Origin of the sequence: Dokdonella sp., assembly GCF_017744955.1 — a bacterium.
Classification (GTDB): Bacteria; Pseudomonadota; Gammaproteobacteria; order Xanthomonadales; family Rhodanobacteraceae; genus Dokdonella_A.
Map to the genome: position 1 here is coordinate 1 of NZ_JAGIAG010000016.1, position 16,456 is coordinate 16,456.

Annotated in this window: 12 protein-coding genes, 1 tRNA gene and 1 pseudogene; all 14 read right to left on the minus strand. The window is 64.6% G+C overall.

Annotated features, from left to right (window positions below; all coding sequences use genetic code 11):
* A partial coding sequence (locus J7520_RS18435; protein WP_291189065.1) for a GTP-binding protein occupies positions 1 to 119 on the minus strand: 119 nt, incomplete at its 3' end.
* Positions 120 to 210: 91 nt separating this feature from the next.
* Complete coding sequence (gene fusA / locus J7520_RS18440; RefSeq protein WP_291191681.1) at positions 211 to 2,301, minus strand: elongation factor G; 2,091 nt, start codon at positions 2,299 to 2,301, stop codon at positions 211 to 213.
* 227 nt (positions 2,302 to 2,528) lie between these two features.
* Positions 2,529 to 2,996, minus strand: coding sequence for a 30S ribosomal protein S7 (rpsG, locus tag J7520_RS18445; RefSeq protein ID WP_291191684.1), 468 nt, complete (start codon positions 2,994 to 2,996; stop codon positions 2,529 to 2,531).
* A gap of 78 nt (positions 2,997 to 3,074) precedes the next feature.
* Positions 3,075 to 3,449, minus strand: a complete 375-nt coding sequence (rpsL, locus tag J7520_RS18450) for a 30S ribosomal protein S12 (RefSeq protein ID WP_291191687.1) — start codon at positions 3,447 to 3,449, stop codon at positions 3,075 to 3,077.
* 246 nt (positions 3,450 to 3,695) lie between these two features.
* The gene (gene rpoC, locus J7520_RS18455; RefSeq protein ID WP_291191690.1) at positions 3,696 to 7,898 is read right to left on the minus strand and encodes a DNA-directed RNA polymerase subunit beta'; all 4,203 of its coding nucleotides are present in this window, start codon (positions 7,896 to 7,898) and stop codon (positions 3,696 to 3,698) included.
* A gap of 139 nt (positions 7,899 to 8,037) precedes the next feature.
* The gene (gene rpoB / locus J7520_RS18460; RefSeq protein WP_291191693.1) at positions 8,038 to 12,207 is read right to left on the minus strand and encodes a DNA-directed RNA polymerase subunit beta; all 4,170 of its coding nucleotides are present in this window, start codon (positions 12,205 to 12,207) and stop codon (positions 8,038 to 8,040) included.
* Positions 12,208 to 12,503: 296 nt separating this feature from the next.
* Positions 12,504 to 12,884: a 50S ribosomal protein L7/L12 gene (gene rplL / locus J7520_RS18465; protein ID WP_291191696.1), complete on the minus strand. Its 381-nt coding sequence runs from the start codon at positions 12,882 to 12,884 to the stop codon at positions 12,504 to 12,506.
* Between the two features lie 51 nt (positions 12,885 to 12,935).
* Positions 12,936 to 13,463 (minus strand): 50S ribosomal protein L10, encoded by a 528-nt coding sequence (rplJ, locus tag J7520_RS18470; protein ID WP_291191699.1) that lies wholly within the window; start codon positions 13,461 to 13,463, stop codon positions 12,936 to 12,938.
* A gap of 345 nt (positions 13,464 to 13,808) precedes the next feature.
* Positions 13,809 to 14,510 carry a 50S ribosomal protein L1 gene (gene rplA / locus J7520_RS18475; protein WP_291191702.1) on the minus strand — a complete coding sequence of 234 codons (702 nt, stop codon included), beginning with the start codon at positions 14,508 to 14,510 and terminating at the stop codon, positions 13,809 to 13,811.
* Positions 14,511 to 14,512: 2 nt separating this feature from the next.
* Positions 14,513 to 14,941, minus strand: a complete 429-nt coding sequence (gene rplK, locus J7520_RS18480) for a 50S ribosomal protein L11 (protein WP_291191704.1) — start codon at positions 14,939 to 14,941, stop codon at positions 14,513 to 14,515.
* Positions 14,942 to 15,086: 145 nt separating this feature from the next.
* Entirely contained in the window at positions 15,087 to 15,647 is a 561-nt protein-coding gene (nusG, locus tag J7520_RS18485; RefSeq protein WP_291191707.1) for a transcription termination/antitermination protein NusG, read from the minus strand.
* An 8-nt stretch (positions 15,648 to 15,655) separates the two neighbouring features.
* Positions 15,656 to 16,045, minus strand: a complete 390-nt coding sequence (gene secE / locus J7520_RS18490; protein ID WP_291191710.1) for a preprotein translocase subunit SecE — start codon at positions 16,043 to 16,045, stop codon at positions 15,656 to 15,658.
* A gap of 71 nt (positions 16,046 to 16,116) precedes the next feature.
* Positions 16,117 to 16,192 (minus strand) — tRNA-Trp (locus J7520_RS18495).
* A 144-nt stretch (positions 16,193 to 16,336) separates the two neighbouring features.
* Positions 16,337 to 16,456 (minus strand): annotated as a pseudogene (locus J7520_RS18500) (elongation factor Tu); the annotation flags it as partial.

Consider the following 16,456-nt stretch of genomic DNA (forward strand, 5'->3'; position numbering starts at 1 on the left):
AAACGCTCCGCACCGATCTTCGTCAGCGCCGCCGTCAGCGTCGTCTTGCCGTGGTCCACGTGACCGATCGTGCCCACGTTCACGTGCGGCTTCTTGCGCTCGAATTTTTCCTTGGACATAACTCAAACCTCTGTGATTCGTGATTGGTGATTGGTGATTCGGAAGGAGCGGGATCCGTGCTCTTTCGAATCACGAATCACGAATCCCGAATCACGATTTCTTGATGACCGCTTCGGCGATGTTGTTCGGCGCTTCGGCGTAGTGGTCGAATTCCATCGTGAACGTCGCGCGCCCCTGCGACATCGAGCGCAGCGTGGTGGCGTAGCCGAACATCTCGCCGAGCGGAACCATCGCGTCGATGACCTTGCCCGACGGCGAGTCGTCCGAGCCCTGCAGCACGCCGCGACGACGGCTGACGTCGCCCATCACGTCGCCGAGGTAGTCTTCCGGCGTCACGATCTCGACCTTCATGATCGGCTCGAGCAGGACCGGATTGGCCTTGTTGAAACCTTCCTTGAAGCCCATCGACGCGGCGATCTTGAACGCCATTTCGTTCGAGTCGACCTCGTGGAACGAACCGTCGACGAGCTTGATCTTGAGGTCGACCACCGGGAAGCCGGCCAGCGGTCCGCTGGTCATCGCCTCACGGATGCCCTTGTCGACCGCCGGGACGTATTCCTTCGGAACCGAACCGCCGACGGTCAGATTCTCGAACACGTAGCCGGCGCCGCGCTCCTGCGGCTCGATCTCGAGCACGACGTGGCCGTACTGGCCCTTGCCGCCGGACTGGCGCACGAACTTGCCTTCCTGCCTGACCGGCTTGCGGATCGTCTCGCGGTACGCCACCTGCGGCTTGCCGACGTTCGCCTCGACGTTGAACTCGCGCTTCATGCGGTCGACGATGATCTCGAGGTGCAGCTCGCCCATGCCCGAGATGATCGTCTGGCCGGACTCCTCGTCCGAACGCACGCGGAACGAGGGATCTTCCTGCGCGAGACGCGACAGGGCGATGCCCATCTTCTCCTGGTCCGACTTCGTCCTCGGCTCCACCGCCATCGCGATGACCGGATCCGGGAACGTCATGCGCTCCAGCGTGATCACGTCGTTCTGCGCGCACAGTGTGTCGCCGGTGGTGACGTCCTTCAGGCCGACCGCGGCGGCGATGTCGCCGGCGCGCACTTCCTTGATCTCGTCGCGCTGGTTCGCGTGCATCTGTAGGATGCGGCCGACGCGCTCCTTCTTGCTCTTGACCGGGTTGTAGACGGTATCGCCGGAGTTCAGCACGCCGGAATAGACGCGGAAGAACGTCAGCGAACCGACGAAAGGATCGGTCATGATCTTGAACGCGAGCGCCGAGAACGGCTGGTCGTCGCCGGCGACGCGCGAGCCTTCCCGTTCGTTCTCGTCGACACCCTTGACCGGCGGGCGATCCGACGGCGCAGGCAGATAGCGTACGACGCCGTCGAGCATCGCCTGCACACCCTTGTTCTTGAACGCCGTGCCGCAGAACACCGGAATCAGCGTATTCGCCAGTGTGCCGGCGCGGATGCCGGCGTGAATCTCTTCTTCGCCGAGAACACCCTCTTCGAGGTACTTGTTCATGAGCTCTTCGGACGTTTCCGCGGCGGACTCGACCAGATGATCGTGCGCCTGCCTGGCCTGCTCGGCCAGATTCGCCGGAATGTCGCGGTATTCGAACTTCATGCCCTGGGATTCGGCATCCCAGTAGATCGCCTTCATCTTGACGAGGTCGATCACGCCTTCGAAATGGTCTTCGGCGCCGATCGGCACCTGCATCGGAACCGGATTCGCGCCGAGGCGAGCCTTCAGCTGCGCGACGACCTTGTCGAAATCGGCACCGGTGCGGTCCATCTTGTTGACGAAGGCGAGACGCGGCACGCCGTACTTGTTCGCCTGACGCCAGACGGTTTCCGACTGCGGCTGCACGCCGCCGACCGAGCACAGCACGAATACCGCGCCGTCGAGCACGCGCAAGGAACGCTCGACTTCGATCGTGAAGTCGACGTGGCCGGGAGTGTCGATGATGTTGAAGCGATGCTGCGGGAACGAGCGATCCATGCCGTTCCAGAACGCCGTCGTCGCGGCCGATGTGATCGTGATGCCGCGCTCCTGCTCCTGTTCCATCCAGTCCATCGTCGCGGCACCTTCGTGCACTTCGCCGATCTTGTGGCTGACGCCGGTGTAGAACAGGATGCGTTCGGACGTCGTGGTCTTGCCGGCATCGATGTGCGCCATGATGCCGAAATTGCGATAACGTTCGATGGGAGTCGTACGTGCCATGGAAAGGTTACCTCCGCGATCCTCCTTGATCGCGAGAATCATTCAGACGGGCGTCCTGCCCGCCGTTTCAACTTCGTGCAATCGTCCTTGATCACGAGAATCTTTGGATCGTCTCTCCCGCTCGCGGGGAGATCGCGCCGCGAGAGCGGGCGGGGAATGGTCGAGGAGGCGCAGCGTCGGGCCTCGCTCGTCCCTCTCCCGCGGACGGGAGAGGGAGAATCGCCGAATTACCAGCGGTAGTGCGAGAACGCCTTGTTGGCTTCCGCCATGCGATGCGTTTCTTCGCGCTTCTTGACCGCGCCGCCGCGGTTCTCGGAGGCTTCGAGCAGCTCGGCCGCGAGCTTGCGCGGCATCGAATTCTCGCCGCGCTTGCGCGCCGCATCGATCAGCCAGCGCATCGCCAGCGCGGTACGGCGCGACGAACGCACTTCGACCGGAACCTGATAGGTGGCGCCGCCGACGCGACGCGACTTGACTTCGACCGCGGGCGCAACGTTGTTCAGCGCCTTCTCGACCAGCACGACCGGCTCGGCATGCTTCTCGCCGATGTGGTCGAGCGCGCCGTAGACGATCTTCTCGGCGACCGACTTCTTGCCGCTCTGCATCACCATGTTGATGAAGCGGGCGATGACTTGGCTGCCGTGCTTGGGATCGGGCAGGAGTTCGCGGGTGGGGGTATTGCCTTTACGTGACATGAGCTCTTCTCAATGGATGCGGCCAAGGAGGCCGCTTGATACTCAAGCGCCGGAGCGCCTGTGGCCGTTGTGGTTCGATCAGCCCTTCGGACGCTTCGCGCCGTACTTCGAACGGCTCTGGCGGCGCTTGGCGACACCGGCCGCATCGAGGCTGCCGCGCACCGTGTGGTAGCGCACGCCCGGCAGGTCCTTCACACGACCGCCGCGGATCAGCACGACCGAGTGCTCCTGCAGGTTGTGGCCTTCGCCACCGATGTAGCTGATGACCTCGAAACCGTTGGTCAGGCGCACCTTGGCGACCTTGCGCAGCGCGGAATTCGGCTTCTTCGGCGTCGTCGTGTAGACGCGCGTGCAGACGCCACGACGCTGCGGGCAATTGGCCAGCGCCGGCGAGGCGCTCTTGTAGGCCTTCGACTGCCGCGGCTTGCGAACCAGCTGATTGACTGTTGACATGCGTAGGACCGTGCTCGCGAAGCCTAGAAAGAAGGCTTCTGGATGAGGTTTCCCGGGCGAATCCCGGTGGAAACAAAAGGCAGGCCGAAAAATCCGGCCTGCCGAGACAAAAAAGTATAGCGTGCAGCCAACGGAACCGTCAAGGTTCCGGGCGGGGCTCCCTGCACTCGAACACGAGGCGAATCCTTCGCCTCATTTCGATGAGTTGGCGCCCCAGAGGGGGCGCGTATCGATCAAACGCGCGGATCAATGGTCGCCGTCTTCGGCCACCGCCTCGGCGACCGAACTGGTCGCGCCGAGCGTCTCGCGCTCCAGGTCGGTCAGCGCACCCTGCTTGCTACGCCGCTGAGCGTGGTAGGCAAGGCCGGTACCGGCCGGAATCAAGCGGCCGACGATAACGTTTTCCTTCAGACCGCGCAAGGTATCGCGGGTGCCGCGAACCGCCGCCTCGGTCAACACGCGCGTGGTCTCCTGGAACGACGCCGCCGAGATGAACGACTCGGTCGCCAGCGAGGCCTTGGTGATGCCGAGCAGCACCGGCAGCATCTCGGCCGGACGCTCGTTGCGTGCCTCGGCGCGGCTGTTCTCCTCGATCAGGCGCATGCGGTCGACCTGCTCGCCGCGCAGATAGCGCGTGTCGCCGGACTCGGCCACTTCGACCTTGCGCAGCATCTGACGGATGATCGCCTCGATGTGCTTGTCGTTGATCTTCACGCCCTGCAGGCGGTAGACGTCCTGGATTTCCTTGACCAGATAGGCCGCCAGCGGCTCGACGCCGAGCAGGCGCAGGATGTCGTGCGGATTCGGCTCGCCGTCGACGATCGTTTCGCCCTTCTCCACGTGCTCGCCTTCGAACACGATGACGTGGCGCCACTTCGGAATCAGCTCCTCGTGCTCGTTGCCGTCCTGGTCCTTGATGATCAGGCGCTGCTTGCCCTTGGTGTCCTTGCCGAAGCTGATCACGCCGGAGCGCTCGGCCAGGATCGCCGGATCCTTCGGCTTGCGCGCCTCGAACAGGTCCGCCACGCGCGGCAGACCGCCGGTGATGTCGCGGGTCTTGGAGGTCTCCTGCGGGATACGCGCGACGACGTCGCCGATGCCGACCTCGGCGCCGTTCTGCAGGCTGACGATCGCACCGGCGGGCAGGAAGTACTGCGCCGGAATGTCGGTGCCCGGCAGGCGCAGTTCACCGCCCTTCTTGTCGAGGATGCGCACCATCGGACGCAGGTCCTTGGCGCCGCTGCCGCGACGCTTCGGGTCGGTGACGACCGCGCTGGCCAGGCCGGTCAGCTCGTCGATCTGCTCCTGCACGGTGATGCCGTCCTGGAAGTCGACGAAGCGCACCACACCGGCCACTTCCGACACGATCGGATGGGTGTGCGGATCCCACTTGGCGACGGTTTGGCCGGCCTTCACCGCGGCGCCGTCCTTCGCGTCGATGACCGCGCCGTACGGCACGCGGTAGCGCTCGCGCTCGCGGCCGTGCGCGTCCATCACCGACAGTTCGCCGGAACGCGACACCGCGACCAGGTGGCCGCCGCTGTGCGCGACGGTCTTGAGGTTGGTGAACTTCAGCGTGCCGGTCGTCTTGACCTGCACGTTGTCGACCGCCGCCGCTCGCGAAGCCGCGCCGCCGATGTGGAAGGTACGCATGGTCAGCTGCGTGCCCGGCTCGCCGATCGACTGCGCCGCGATCACGCCGACCGCCTCGCCGATGTTGACCAGGTGGCCGCGCGCCAGATCGCGCCCGTAGCACATGCCGCAGACGCCGAAACGCGCGTCGCAGGTGATCGGCGAACGTACCAGCACGCTCTGCACGCCGGCCGTCTCGAGCTTCTCGACCATCATTTCGTCGAGCAGCGTGTTGCGCGTGACGATCGGATCCTCGTCGTTGCCCGGCGCGAACACGTCTTCGGCCACGACGCGGCCGAGCACGCGGTCGCGCAGCGGCTCGACGACGTCGCCGCCTTCGACGATCGGCGCCATGGTCAGGCCGTTCTTCGTGTGGCAGTCGGTCTCGGTGACGACCACGTCCTGCGCGACGTCGACGAGACGACGCGTCAGGTAACCCGAGTTCGCCGTCTTCAACGCGGTGTCGGCCAGGCCCTTACGCGCACCGTGCGTCGAGTTGAAGTACTGCAGGACGTTCAGGCCTTCGCGGAAGTTCGCCTTGATCGGCGTCTCGATGATCGAGCCGTCCGGACGCGCCATCAGGCCGCGCATACCGGCCAGCTGGCGGATCTGCGCCGCGCTACCGCGCGCGCCGGAGTCGGCCATGATGAACAGCGAGTTCATCGACTTCTGCTCGATCGAATCGCCCTTGGCCGTGGTCACCTTGTCGGCGCCGATGCCCTTCATCATCGCCGCGGCGACCTGCTCGTTGGTACGCGACCAGATGTCGACGACCTTGTTGTAGCGCTCGCCCGCGGTCACCAGGCCGGACTGGTACTGCTGCTGGATCTCGGTGACGTCCTTCTCGGCCGCCTCGAGGATGCCCCGCTTCTCGGCCGGGATCTTCATGTCGTCGATGCCGATCGACATGCCCGCGCGCGTGGCGTAGTGGAAGCCGGTGTACATCAGCTGGTCGGCGAACACCACCGTGTCCTTCAGACCCAGGCGGCGATAGCAGGCGTTGATCAGGCGCGAAATGTTCTTCTTGGTGAGCTCGAGGTTCACCAGCGAGAACGGCAGGCCTTCCGGCAGGATTTCGGCCAGCAGCGAGCGGCCGACCGTGGTGTCGACCAGGGTCGTTTTCTCGCTGCGCTTGCCGTTTTCGTCGATCTCGACCTGGCGCAGGCGCACCTTGACCTTCGCGTGCAGCTCGACCGCGCGGTTGTCGTAGGCGCGGTGCACTTCGGCGACGTTGGCGAAGGCCATGCCCTCGCCCTTCGCGTTCTCCAGCGCGCGCGTCATGTAGTACAGGCCGAGCACGACGTCCTGCGTCGGCACGATGATCGGCTCGCCGTTCGCCGGCGACAGGATGTTGTTGGTCGACATCATCAGCGCGCGCGCTTCCAGCTGCGCTTCCAGCGACAGCGGCACGTGCACGGCCATCTGGTCGCCGTCGAAGTCGGCGTTGAACGCGGTACAGACCAGCGGATGCAGCTGGATCGCCTTGCCTTCGATCAGCACCGGCTCGAACGCCTGGATGCCGAGACGATGCAGGGTCGGCGCGCGGTTCAGCAGCACCGGATGCTCGCGGATCACCTCTTCGAGGATGTCCCACACCTCGGCGCTCTCGCGCTCGACCAGCTTCTTCGCCGCCTTGATCGTGGTGGCGAGGCCGCGGCGCTGCAACTTGGAGAAGATGAACGGCTTGAACAGCTCCAGCGCCATCTTCTTCGGCAGGCCGCACTGGTGCAGCTTGAGCGTCGGGCCGACCACGATGACCGAACGGCCGGAGTAGTCGACGCGCTTGCCGAGCAGGTTCTGGCGGAAGCGGCCCTGCTTGCCCTTGATCATGTCGGCGAGCGACTTCAGCGGGCGCTTGTTGGTGCCCGTGATCGCGCGACCGCGACGGCCGTTGTCCATCAGCGCGTCGACCGCTTCCTGCAGCATGCGCTTCTCGTTGCGCACGATGATGTCGGGCGCGTTGAGTTCGAGCAGGCGCTTCAGGCGGTTGTTGCGGTTGATGACGCGGCGGTACAGGTCGTTCAGATCCGAGGTCGCGAAGCGGCCGCCGTCCAGCGGCACCAGCGGACGCAGATCCGGCGGCAGCACCGGCAGCACGGTCAGCACCATGAACTCCGGACGGTTGCCGGATTCGAGGAACGCTTCGACCAGCTTGATGCGCTTGGAAAGGCGCTTGAGCTTGGTCTCCGAATTGGTCGAGGCGATCTCCTCGCGCAACCGGATCAGCTCCTGGTTCAGGTCGATCGTCTTCAGCAGCTCGTAGACGGCCTCGGCGCCCATGCGCGCATCGAACTCGTCGCCGTGCTCCTCGACCGCTTGCAGATACTGCTCTTCGTTGAGCAGTTGGCCGCGCTCGAGCGCGGTCAGGCCCGGGTCGACCACGACGTAGGCTTCGAAGTACAGGATGCGCTCGATGTCGCGCAGCGTCATGTCGAGCATCAGGCCGATGCGCGACGGCAGCGACTTCAGGAACCAGATGTGCGCGGTCGGCGAGGCCAGCTCGATGTGGCCCATGCGCTCGCGGCGCACCTTGGCAAGCGTCACCTCGGTGCCGCACTTCTCGCACACCACGCCGCGGTGCTTCATGCGCTTGTACTTGCCGCACAGGCACTCGTAGTCCTTGATCGGACCGAAGATCGCCGCGCAGAACAGACCGTCGCGCTCGGGCTTGAACGTGCGGTAGTTGATCGTCTCCGGCTTCTTCACTTCGCCGAACGACCAGGAGCGGATCAGGTCCGGCGAGGCCAGCGCGATCTTGATCGAATCGAAATCAAGCGACTGACGCTGCTGGTTGAACAGGTTGAGCAAGTCTTTCATTTTTTTCTCCGCGAGGAGGAATTCGGTTGTCGAGGGCGGGGTCGGCGATCGTGAGCGGTCAACGGTGAGCGGTGAGCGGTGAAGAGCAAGAGCGCTTTTTCCGCTCACCGCTCACCGCTTCGCCGCTCACTGCCTTCACTCAGCGCTCCTCCAGCTCCATGTTGATCGCGAGCGAGCGGATTTCCTTCACCAGCACGTTGAAGGATTCCGGCATGCCCGCGACCATTTCGTGATCGCCGTCGACGATGTTCTTGTACATCTGGTTGCGGCCGGAGACGTCGTCGGACTTGACCGTCAGCATCTCCTGCAGCGTGTACGCCGCGCCGTAGGCCTCGAGCGCCCAGACTTCCATTTCGCCGAAGCGCTGACCGCCGAACTGCGCCTTGCCGCCGAGCGGCTGCTGCGTGACCAGCGAGTACGGACCGGTCGAGCGCGCGTGCATCTTGTCGTCGACTAGGTGGTTCAGCTTCAGCATGTGCATGTAGCCGACCGTGACCGGACGATCGAACGCCTCGCCGGTGCGACCGTCGTACAGCGTGGTCTGGCCCGACTCCGGCAGTTCGGCGATGCGCAACATCGCCTTGATCTCCTCCTCGAACGCGCCGTCGAATACCGGTGTCGCCATCGGCACGCCGTCGGTCAGGTTGCGCGCCAGCGTGAGCAGTTCCTCGTCGGTCAGCGACTTCAGGTTCACGTGGTGGCCGGCAGCCGCTTCCTTGCTCGCGTGCGAGTTGTAGACCTCGTCGAGGAACTTGCGCAGTTCCGCGACCTTGGCCTGCGCCTTCAGCATGCGATCGATCTTCTCGCCGATGCCCTTCGCGGCCCAGCCGAGGTGCACCTCGAGGATCTGGCCGATGTTCATACGCGACGGCACGCCGAGCGGGTTCAGCACGATGTCGACCGGACGGCCGGCCTTGTCGTACGGCATATCCTCGACCGGCACGATCATCGACACGACACCCTTGTTGCCGTGGCGGCCGGCCATCTTGTCGCCCGGCTGGATGCGGCGCTTCACGGCCAGGTAGACCTTGACCATCTTCAGCATGCCCGGGGCGAGATCGTCACCGGCGGTGATCTTGGCCTGCTTCGCCTTGAAGCGCGCCTCGAACTCTTCCTTGTGACCCTTGATCTGCTCCTGCGCGCGCTCGAGGAACTCGGCCGCGTCCTCGTCCTTCATGCGGATCGCGAACCACTCGTCCTTCTTCAGGCCGTCGAGGTAATCGTTGGTGATCTCGGCGCCCTTCTTCAGGCTGCCCGGACCGCCGTTGGCGACCTTGCCGACGATGGCGCTGCGGATGCGGTTGTAGATCGCGCCTTCGAGGATGCGGAACTGGTCGTCGAAGTCCTTCTTGACGCGCTTGATCTCCATTTCCTCGATCTGGCGCGCGCGCTTGTCCTTCTCGATGCCGTCGCGGGTGAAGACCTGCACGTCGATGACGGTGCCATCCATGCCCGGCGGCACGCGCAAGCTGCTGTCCTTCACGTCGGACGCCTTCTCACCGAAGATCGCGCGCAGCAGCTTCTCTTCCGGCGTCAGCTGCGACTCGCCCTTCGGCGTGACTTTGCCGACCAGGATGTCGCCCGCCTTCACCTCGGCGCCGATGTAGACCACGCCCGATTCGTCCAGACGCGCCAGCGCCTGCTCGCCGACGTTCGGAATGTCGGCGGAGATTTCCTCCGGCCCGAGCTTCGTGTCGCGCGCCTGGCAGGTCAGCTCCTCGATGTGGATCGTCGTGTAGCGGTCTTCCTCGACGACGCGCTCGGAGAGCAGGATCGAGTCCTCGAAGTTGTAGCCGTTCCACGGCATGAACGCGACCAGCATGTTCTGGCCGAGCGCCAGCTCGCCGAGGTCCGTCGAGGAGCCGTCGGCCAGCACGTCTCCCTTCGCGACGCGATCGCCGACGTTCACCAGCGGGCGCTGGTTGAGGTTGGTGTTCTGGTTCGAGCGCGTGTACTTGGTCAGCGTGTAGATGTCCACGCCGGCGTCGTTGTCGCCGATCTCGTCCTCGTTCACGCGCACGACGATACGACCGGCGTCGACCTGGTCGATCACGCCGGCGCGCCTGGCCGCGACGGTGACGCCGGAGTCGCGCGCCACGGCGCGCTCGATGCCGGTACCGACCAGCGGCGTCTGCGAACGCAGCGTCGGCACGGCCTGGCGCTGCATGTTCGCGCCCATCAGCGCGCGGTTGGCGTCGTCGTGTTCGAGGAACGGCACCAGCGCCGCTGCGACCGACACGGTCTGCATCGGCGACACGTCCATGTAGTTGATCTCGCTCGACGGGCGCAGCTCGGATTCGCCGCGGAAACGGCACGAGACGTACTCTTCGGTGAACGTGCCGTCCTTGTTCAACGGCGAGTTCGCCTGCGCGATGACGAAATCGCCCTCGTCGATCGCCGACAGATAGTCGACGTGGTTGGTGATCTTGCCGCCCGACACCCTGCGGTACGGCGTCTCCAGGAAGCCGTAGTCGTTGGTGCGCGCGTACACGGCGAGCGAGTTGATCAGGCCGATGTTCGGACCTTCCGGCGTCTCGATCGTGCAGACGCGGCCGTAGTGGGTCGGGTGCACGTCGCGCACCTCGAAGCCGGCGCGCTCGCGCGTCAGGCCGCCCGGACCGAGCGCGGACACGCGGCGCTTGTGCGTGACCTCGCTGAGCGGGTTGTTCTGGTCCATGAACTGGCTGAGCTGCGAGGAGCCGAAGAACTCCTTCACCGCCGCCGCGACCGGCTTGGCGTTGATCAGGTCCTGCGGCGTCAGGCCGTCGGCCTCCGCCAGCGACAGGCGCTCCTTGACCGCGCGCTCGACGCGCACCAGGCCGATGCGGAACACGTTCTCGGCCATCTCGCCGACCGAACGCACGCGGCGGTTGCCGAGGTGGTCGATGTCGTCGACGATGCCGCGGCCGTTGCGGATCTCGATCAGCACCTTCATCACGTCGAGGATGTCGGAGCCGACGCCGAATTCCTTGACCAGCGACTTCGAGGTCTCGTCGTTGCGCTCGCCGAAGTACTTGCCGTCGTAGAGGATGCCGGGACCCTTGTCGTCCTTGCGGCCGACACGGCGGTTGAACTTCATGCGGCCGACGCGATCGAGATCGTAGCGCTCGGACGAGAAGAATAGGTTCTGGAACAGGTTCTGCGCGGCGTCCTTGGTCGGCGGCTCGCCCGGGCGCATCATGCGGTAGATCTCGACCAGGGCCTCCAGCGGCGTGCGCGACGGATCGATGCGCAGCGTCTTGGAGATGTAGTCGCCGCGGTCGAGGTCGTTGACCCACAGGGTCGATAGCTTATCGACGCCGGCCTTGCGGAATGCCTCCAGGTGCGCTTCGTTGATCTCGTCGTTGGCCGAGGCGAGCAGCTCGCCGGTCTTGGTGTCGACGACGTCGTGCGCGAGGATGCGGCCGATCAGGTACTCGTCCGGCACCTCCAGCGACTTGATCTTGGCGCTGTCGAGCTGACGCACGTGACGCGCGGTGATGCGCTTGCCGGCCTCGACGATGACGCTGTCGCCGACGCGCAGGTCGAAGTTCAGCGTTTCGCCGCGCAGGCGCTCGGCGACCAGGTCCAGCGTGGCGCCGTCCTTCTTGCCGAGATGGAACACGTTCTTCTCGAAGAAGATGTCGAGCATCTCTTCGTTGGTGTAGCCGAGCGCGCGCAGCAGCACCGTCACCGGCAGCTTGCGGCGGCGGTCGATACGCGTGAACAGCGCGTCCTTCGGGTCGAACTCGAAGTCCAGCCAGGAGCCGCGGTAGGGAATCACGCGCGCGCTGTAGAGCAGCTTGCCGGACGAGTGCGTCTTGCCGCGGTCGTGGTCGAAGAACACGCCCGGGCTGCGGTGCAGCTGCGAGACGATCACGCGCTCGGTGCCGTTGACGATGAAGGTGCCGGTGTCGGTCATCAGGGGCAGCTCGCCCATGTAGACCTCCTGCTCCTTCACGTACTTGATCGCCTTGTTCGACGATTCCTTGTCGTAGATGACCAGACGCACGGTCACGCGCAGCGGCGCGCCGTAGCTCATGCCGCGCGAACGGCACTCGCGCTCGTCGAACGGCGGTTCGCCGAGGCGGTAATTGACGTACTCCAGCGCGGCGCTGCCGGAATAGCTGGTGATCGGGAACACCGACTTCAGCGCCGCGTGCAGGCCCTTGTCCTCGCGCGCGTTCGGTTCGACGTCGGCCTGCAGGAACTCACGATACGAGTCGACCTGGATGGCGAGCAGGAAAGGAACGTCCAGAACCGGCGGACGCTTGCCGAAATCCTTGCGGATTCGCTTCTTTTCGGTGAAGGAGTAGGTCGTCTGGGTCATGAGGAGCACACCTCGTACAACGTGCGGCGACGGCGGATCGCCGGGGAGAAAAACCGGGAAAAGCGGACATCGGAAATCGCAGGAGGCCTCAGATGGGGGCTGTACCTGCGATTTCCCATGCCCGTTCCCACGTACCTGTAACGGGCAAAGCCCGGGGGCTTGCGCCCCCAGGCTCGGCTTGTCATTCCGGCGGATGCCGGAATCCAGTGGCTTTTGATTGTGTAATCGCGGTCAAAAGGTCTGGATCCCGGATCAGCGCACGTCCTCGTGCTGCCCGGGATGACTTCATCCTGAAGTCACTTGATCTCGACGGTGGCGCCGGCGGCTTCCAGATCCTTCTTGAACTTCGCCGCGTCGTCCTTGCTGACGGCGTCCTTGACGGTGGCCGGGGCCGACTCGACGAGGTCCTTGGCTTCCTTCAGGCCGAGGCCGGTGATGGCGCGGACGACCTTGATGACCTCGACCTTCTTCTCGCCGGAGGACTTCAGGGAGACCGTGAACTCGGTCTGCTCTTCGGCCGGAGCGGCGGCGCCGCCGGCAGCCGGAGCGGCAGCCACGGCGACCGGAGCGGCCGCGGACACGCCGAACTTCTCTTCCATCGCCTTGACCAGCTCCATCACCTCGACGAGGGACTTGGACGAGATCGCTTCGATGATCTGCTCGTTGCTAAGGGACATGATTCAACTCCTGGATACGACTGTTAGTGAAATACCGAGTGACGAAAGGGCTCAGGCGGCCTGCTTCTGCTGGGCCACTGCGTTCGTCGCGCGCGCCAGCTGAGCGGCGGGCTCCGAGAGAACGCGGACCAGCATGGTCGCGGGCTGCACCAGCACGCTGAGCAGCATGCTGAGCGCCTGATCACGGGTCGGCAGCGAGGCGAGGACGTCGACGTGCGACGCCGGGTATGCCTTGCCGCCGATGGCGACCAGTTTTGCCTTGAGCTTGTCGTTGGCCTTGGCGAAATCCTTGATCAACCGACCGGCTGCGCCGGGGTCTTCCTTCGAGAAGGCGTACAGCAGCGGACCGGTCAATGCGTCCTGGACGCATGCGTAGTCCGTGCCTTCGACAGCGCGGGATACCAAGGTGTTCTTGGCTACCTTGAGGTATACCCCGCCCTGACGAGCCTTCTTGCGCAGCTCGGTGAGCTGCCCGACGGTAAGACCGGCGTATTCGGCGGCGACCAGGGAATGCGCTTTGGCTGCCACATTCGCCAGTTCGGCAACGACCTCTTTCTTTTGCGCAAGATTGAGCGCCATTGCTTTCTCCGAACCGGGTTCCGGGACGCTCCTGCGCACCGGTTCCCTGAAGCGTTCACGGTTCCGATTCCTTCGGATCCGCCGACGTCTCTCGACGTCTGCTTGGTGGCCGTTCCAGGTAATGCCTGTAGGGCTGCACCATCTACGCAGGCTTGTCGTTTAAGGCTCGCGCCGCCTGCGGTCTTTGACGGCCCCGCTCACGCGGGTGCCCTCAAAATTGGGAGCGGATCGGACATCCTGCCGCGATCTGCACGAAAACGGACGCGGCAGAGCCGCGTCCAGGTTTCTTTCGCAGCCCGCCTTCGGCGTTCTGCGCGGCACATCCTCGTGCCGAAAAGCGCTTTCTCAGGCCGAGACGCTCGACGGATCGACCGGCACGCCGACGCCCATCGTGCTCGACAGCGACACCTTCTGCAGGAACACGCCCTTCGCGCTGGCCGGCTTGACCTTGACCAGGTCGGTCAGCAGCGCGTTCAGGTTTTCCTTCAGCGCGGCGACTTCGAAGCTCGCCTTGCCGATCGAACAGTGGATGATGCCGGCCTTGTCGTTGCGGAACTTGACCTGGCCCGCCTTGGCGTTCTTGACCGCGGTGACCACGTCGGCGGCGACCGAGCCGTCCTTCGGGTTCGGCATCAGGCCGCGCGGACCGAGCAGCTGGCCGAGCTTGCCGACCACGCGCATCGCATCCGGCGTCGCGATGACGCGACCGAAATCGAGGTCACCGGCCTGCATGCGCTCGGCCAGATCTTCCATGCCGACCGCGTCGGCGCCGGCGGCCTTGGCCGCTTCGGCCTTCTCGCCGGCCGGGCAGAACACGGCGACCTTGACGGTCTTGCCGGTGCCGTGCGGCAGCATCACCGAACCGCGCACGCCCTGGTCGGACTTCTTCGCGTCGATGCCGAGGCGGATCGCGACGTCGACCGACTCCGGGAACTTCGCCTTGGCGCCGTCCTTGACGATCTTCAGTGCCTCTTCGACCGAATAGATCTTGCCCGGGGCGACGGTCTTGGCGAGGGCCTTGTAACGCTTGCTGATCTTCGTGCTCATCGTCAGATCTCCGACACTAGGCCCATGCTGCGCGCGCTGCCCGCGATGGTGCGGACGGCGGCGTCCAGATCCGCTGCGGTCAGATCGGGCTCCTTCGCCTTGGCGATGTCCTCGAGCTGCTTGCGCGTGACCTTGCCGACCTTCTCGGTGTTCGGACGCTTCGAACCGGACGTGATGCCGACCGCCTTCTTCAGCAGGATCGTCGCCGGCGGCGTCTTCGTGATGAAGGTGAAGGTGCGATCGGAGTACGCGGTGATCACGACCGGAATCGGCAGGCCCGGCTCGAGCTTCTGCGTCGCGGCGTTGAACGCCTTGCAGAACTCCATGATGTTCAGACCGCGCTGGCCGAGCGCCGGACCGACCGGCGGCGACGGGTTGGCCTGACCGGCCTTGACCTGCAACTTGATGTAGCCGACTACTTTCTTTGCCATTGGATTTACTCCTGGAGTTCAAGCGTCTGCACGTTCTCGCGAACTGCGGGACTCCTCCGTTATTTATGCGGTCCTCCATGACCGCGAAGAACAGACCGGCATCCATGCCGGACCTTTCAAGAAAACGCCGCCTGCGTGACGACGCTTACGCTTTTTCGACTTGACCGAATTCGAGCTCGACCGGCGTGGAACGCCCGAAAATCAGCACCGCCACGCGCAGGCGGCTCTTCTCGTAATTGACTTCCTCGACCACGCCGTTGAAGTCGTTGAACGGGCCGTCGGTGACGCGCACCATCTCGCCCGGTTCGAACAGCACCTTCGGGCGCGGCTTGTCGGCACCTTCCTGCACGCGCTGCAGGATGCTGTCCGCCTCCGAATCCTTGATCGGCAGCGGACGATCGGCCGTACCGCCGATGAAACCCATGACCTTCGGCGTTTCCTTGACCAGATGCCAGGACTCGTCGTCGATCTTGATCGCCTTGCCTTCGTCGTGCGTCTCGATCTGCACCAGCACGTAGCCGGGGAAGAACTTGCGCTCGCTGCGCCGTTTCTGGCCGCCGCGCATTTCGATGACTTCCTCGGTCGGCACCAGCACTTCGCCGAAGCGCTCTTCCATGCCGGCGCGCGCGATGCGCTCCTTCAACGACCGCGACACCGCATGCTCGAACCCGGAATAGGCATGCACCACGTACCAACGTTTGCTCATGCCGATCCTCAGCTTTGCAGTTTCAGCAGGTTGTCGAGCACGATCCACTTCAAGGCGAAGTCGATCAGGCCGAGCAACAGGCTCAGGATGATTACGACCACGATGATGACCAGGGTCGTACGCAGCGTTTCCTCGCGCGTCGGCCAGACCACCTTGCGCAGTTCGAACTGCGACTCGGCCAGGTATTCGCGCGTCGAGCGGCCGAACGCGGTGAACGCCGCCACCGCCATCGCCGCGATCACGCCGACCAGCAGCACGCCGAAGCGCGCCCAGCCGTTCCACGTGTCGGCGAAGTAGTAGTAGGCGACGATGCCCGCCACCAGCAGCACGCCTGCGAGCGTCAGCTTGACGATATCGAGTGCACTGCTGCCGCCTGCTTTTTCGACCTTAGTGTTCATGCTCTTCTTTGAGAAGGGCGGCCATGAATGGCCGCTTCGTTCTTCGCGATCGCGGGCGATCGCGCAAGTATTGGCACGCCAGGAGGGACTCGAACCCCCAACCTGCGGTTTTGGAGACCGCTGCTCTGCCAATTGAGCTACTGGCGTGTATTGGCGGTGTACGCCGTCGTCCGTGACGACGAAATCGAGCCGGCGTCCCTACCGGGCTTTTCCACAACTGCTCAAGAACACGGAAGGAAGCGGCCGCTCGGCGACCGCTTCCTTGGCTTTCTTTCCGTGCTGTCGCCCGGCTTACTGGACGATCTTGGCCACCACGCCCGCGCCGACCGTACGGCCGCCTTCGCGGATCGCGAAGCGCAGACCCTCGTCCATCGCGATCGGTGCGATCAGCGTGACCACCATCTTCACGTT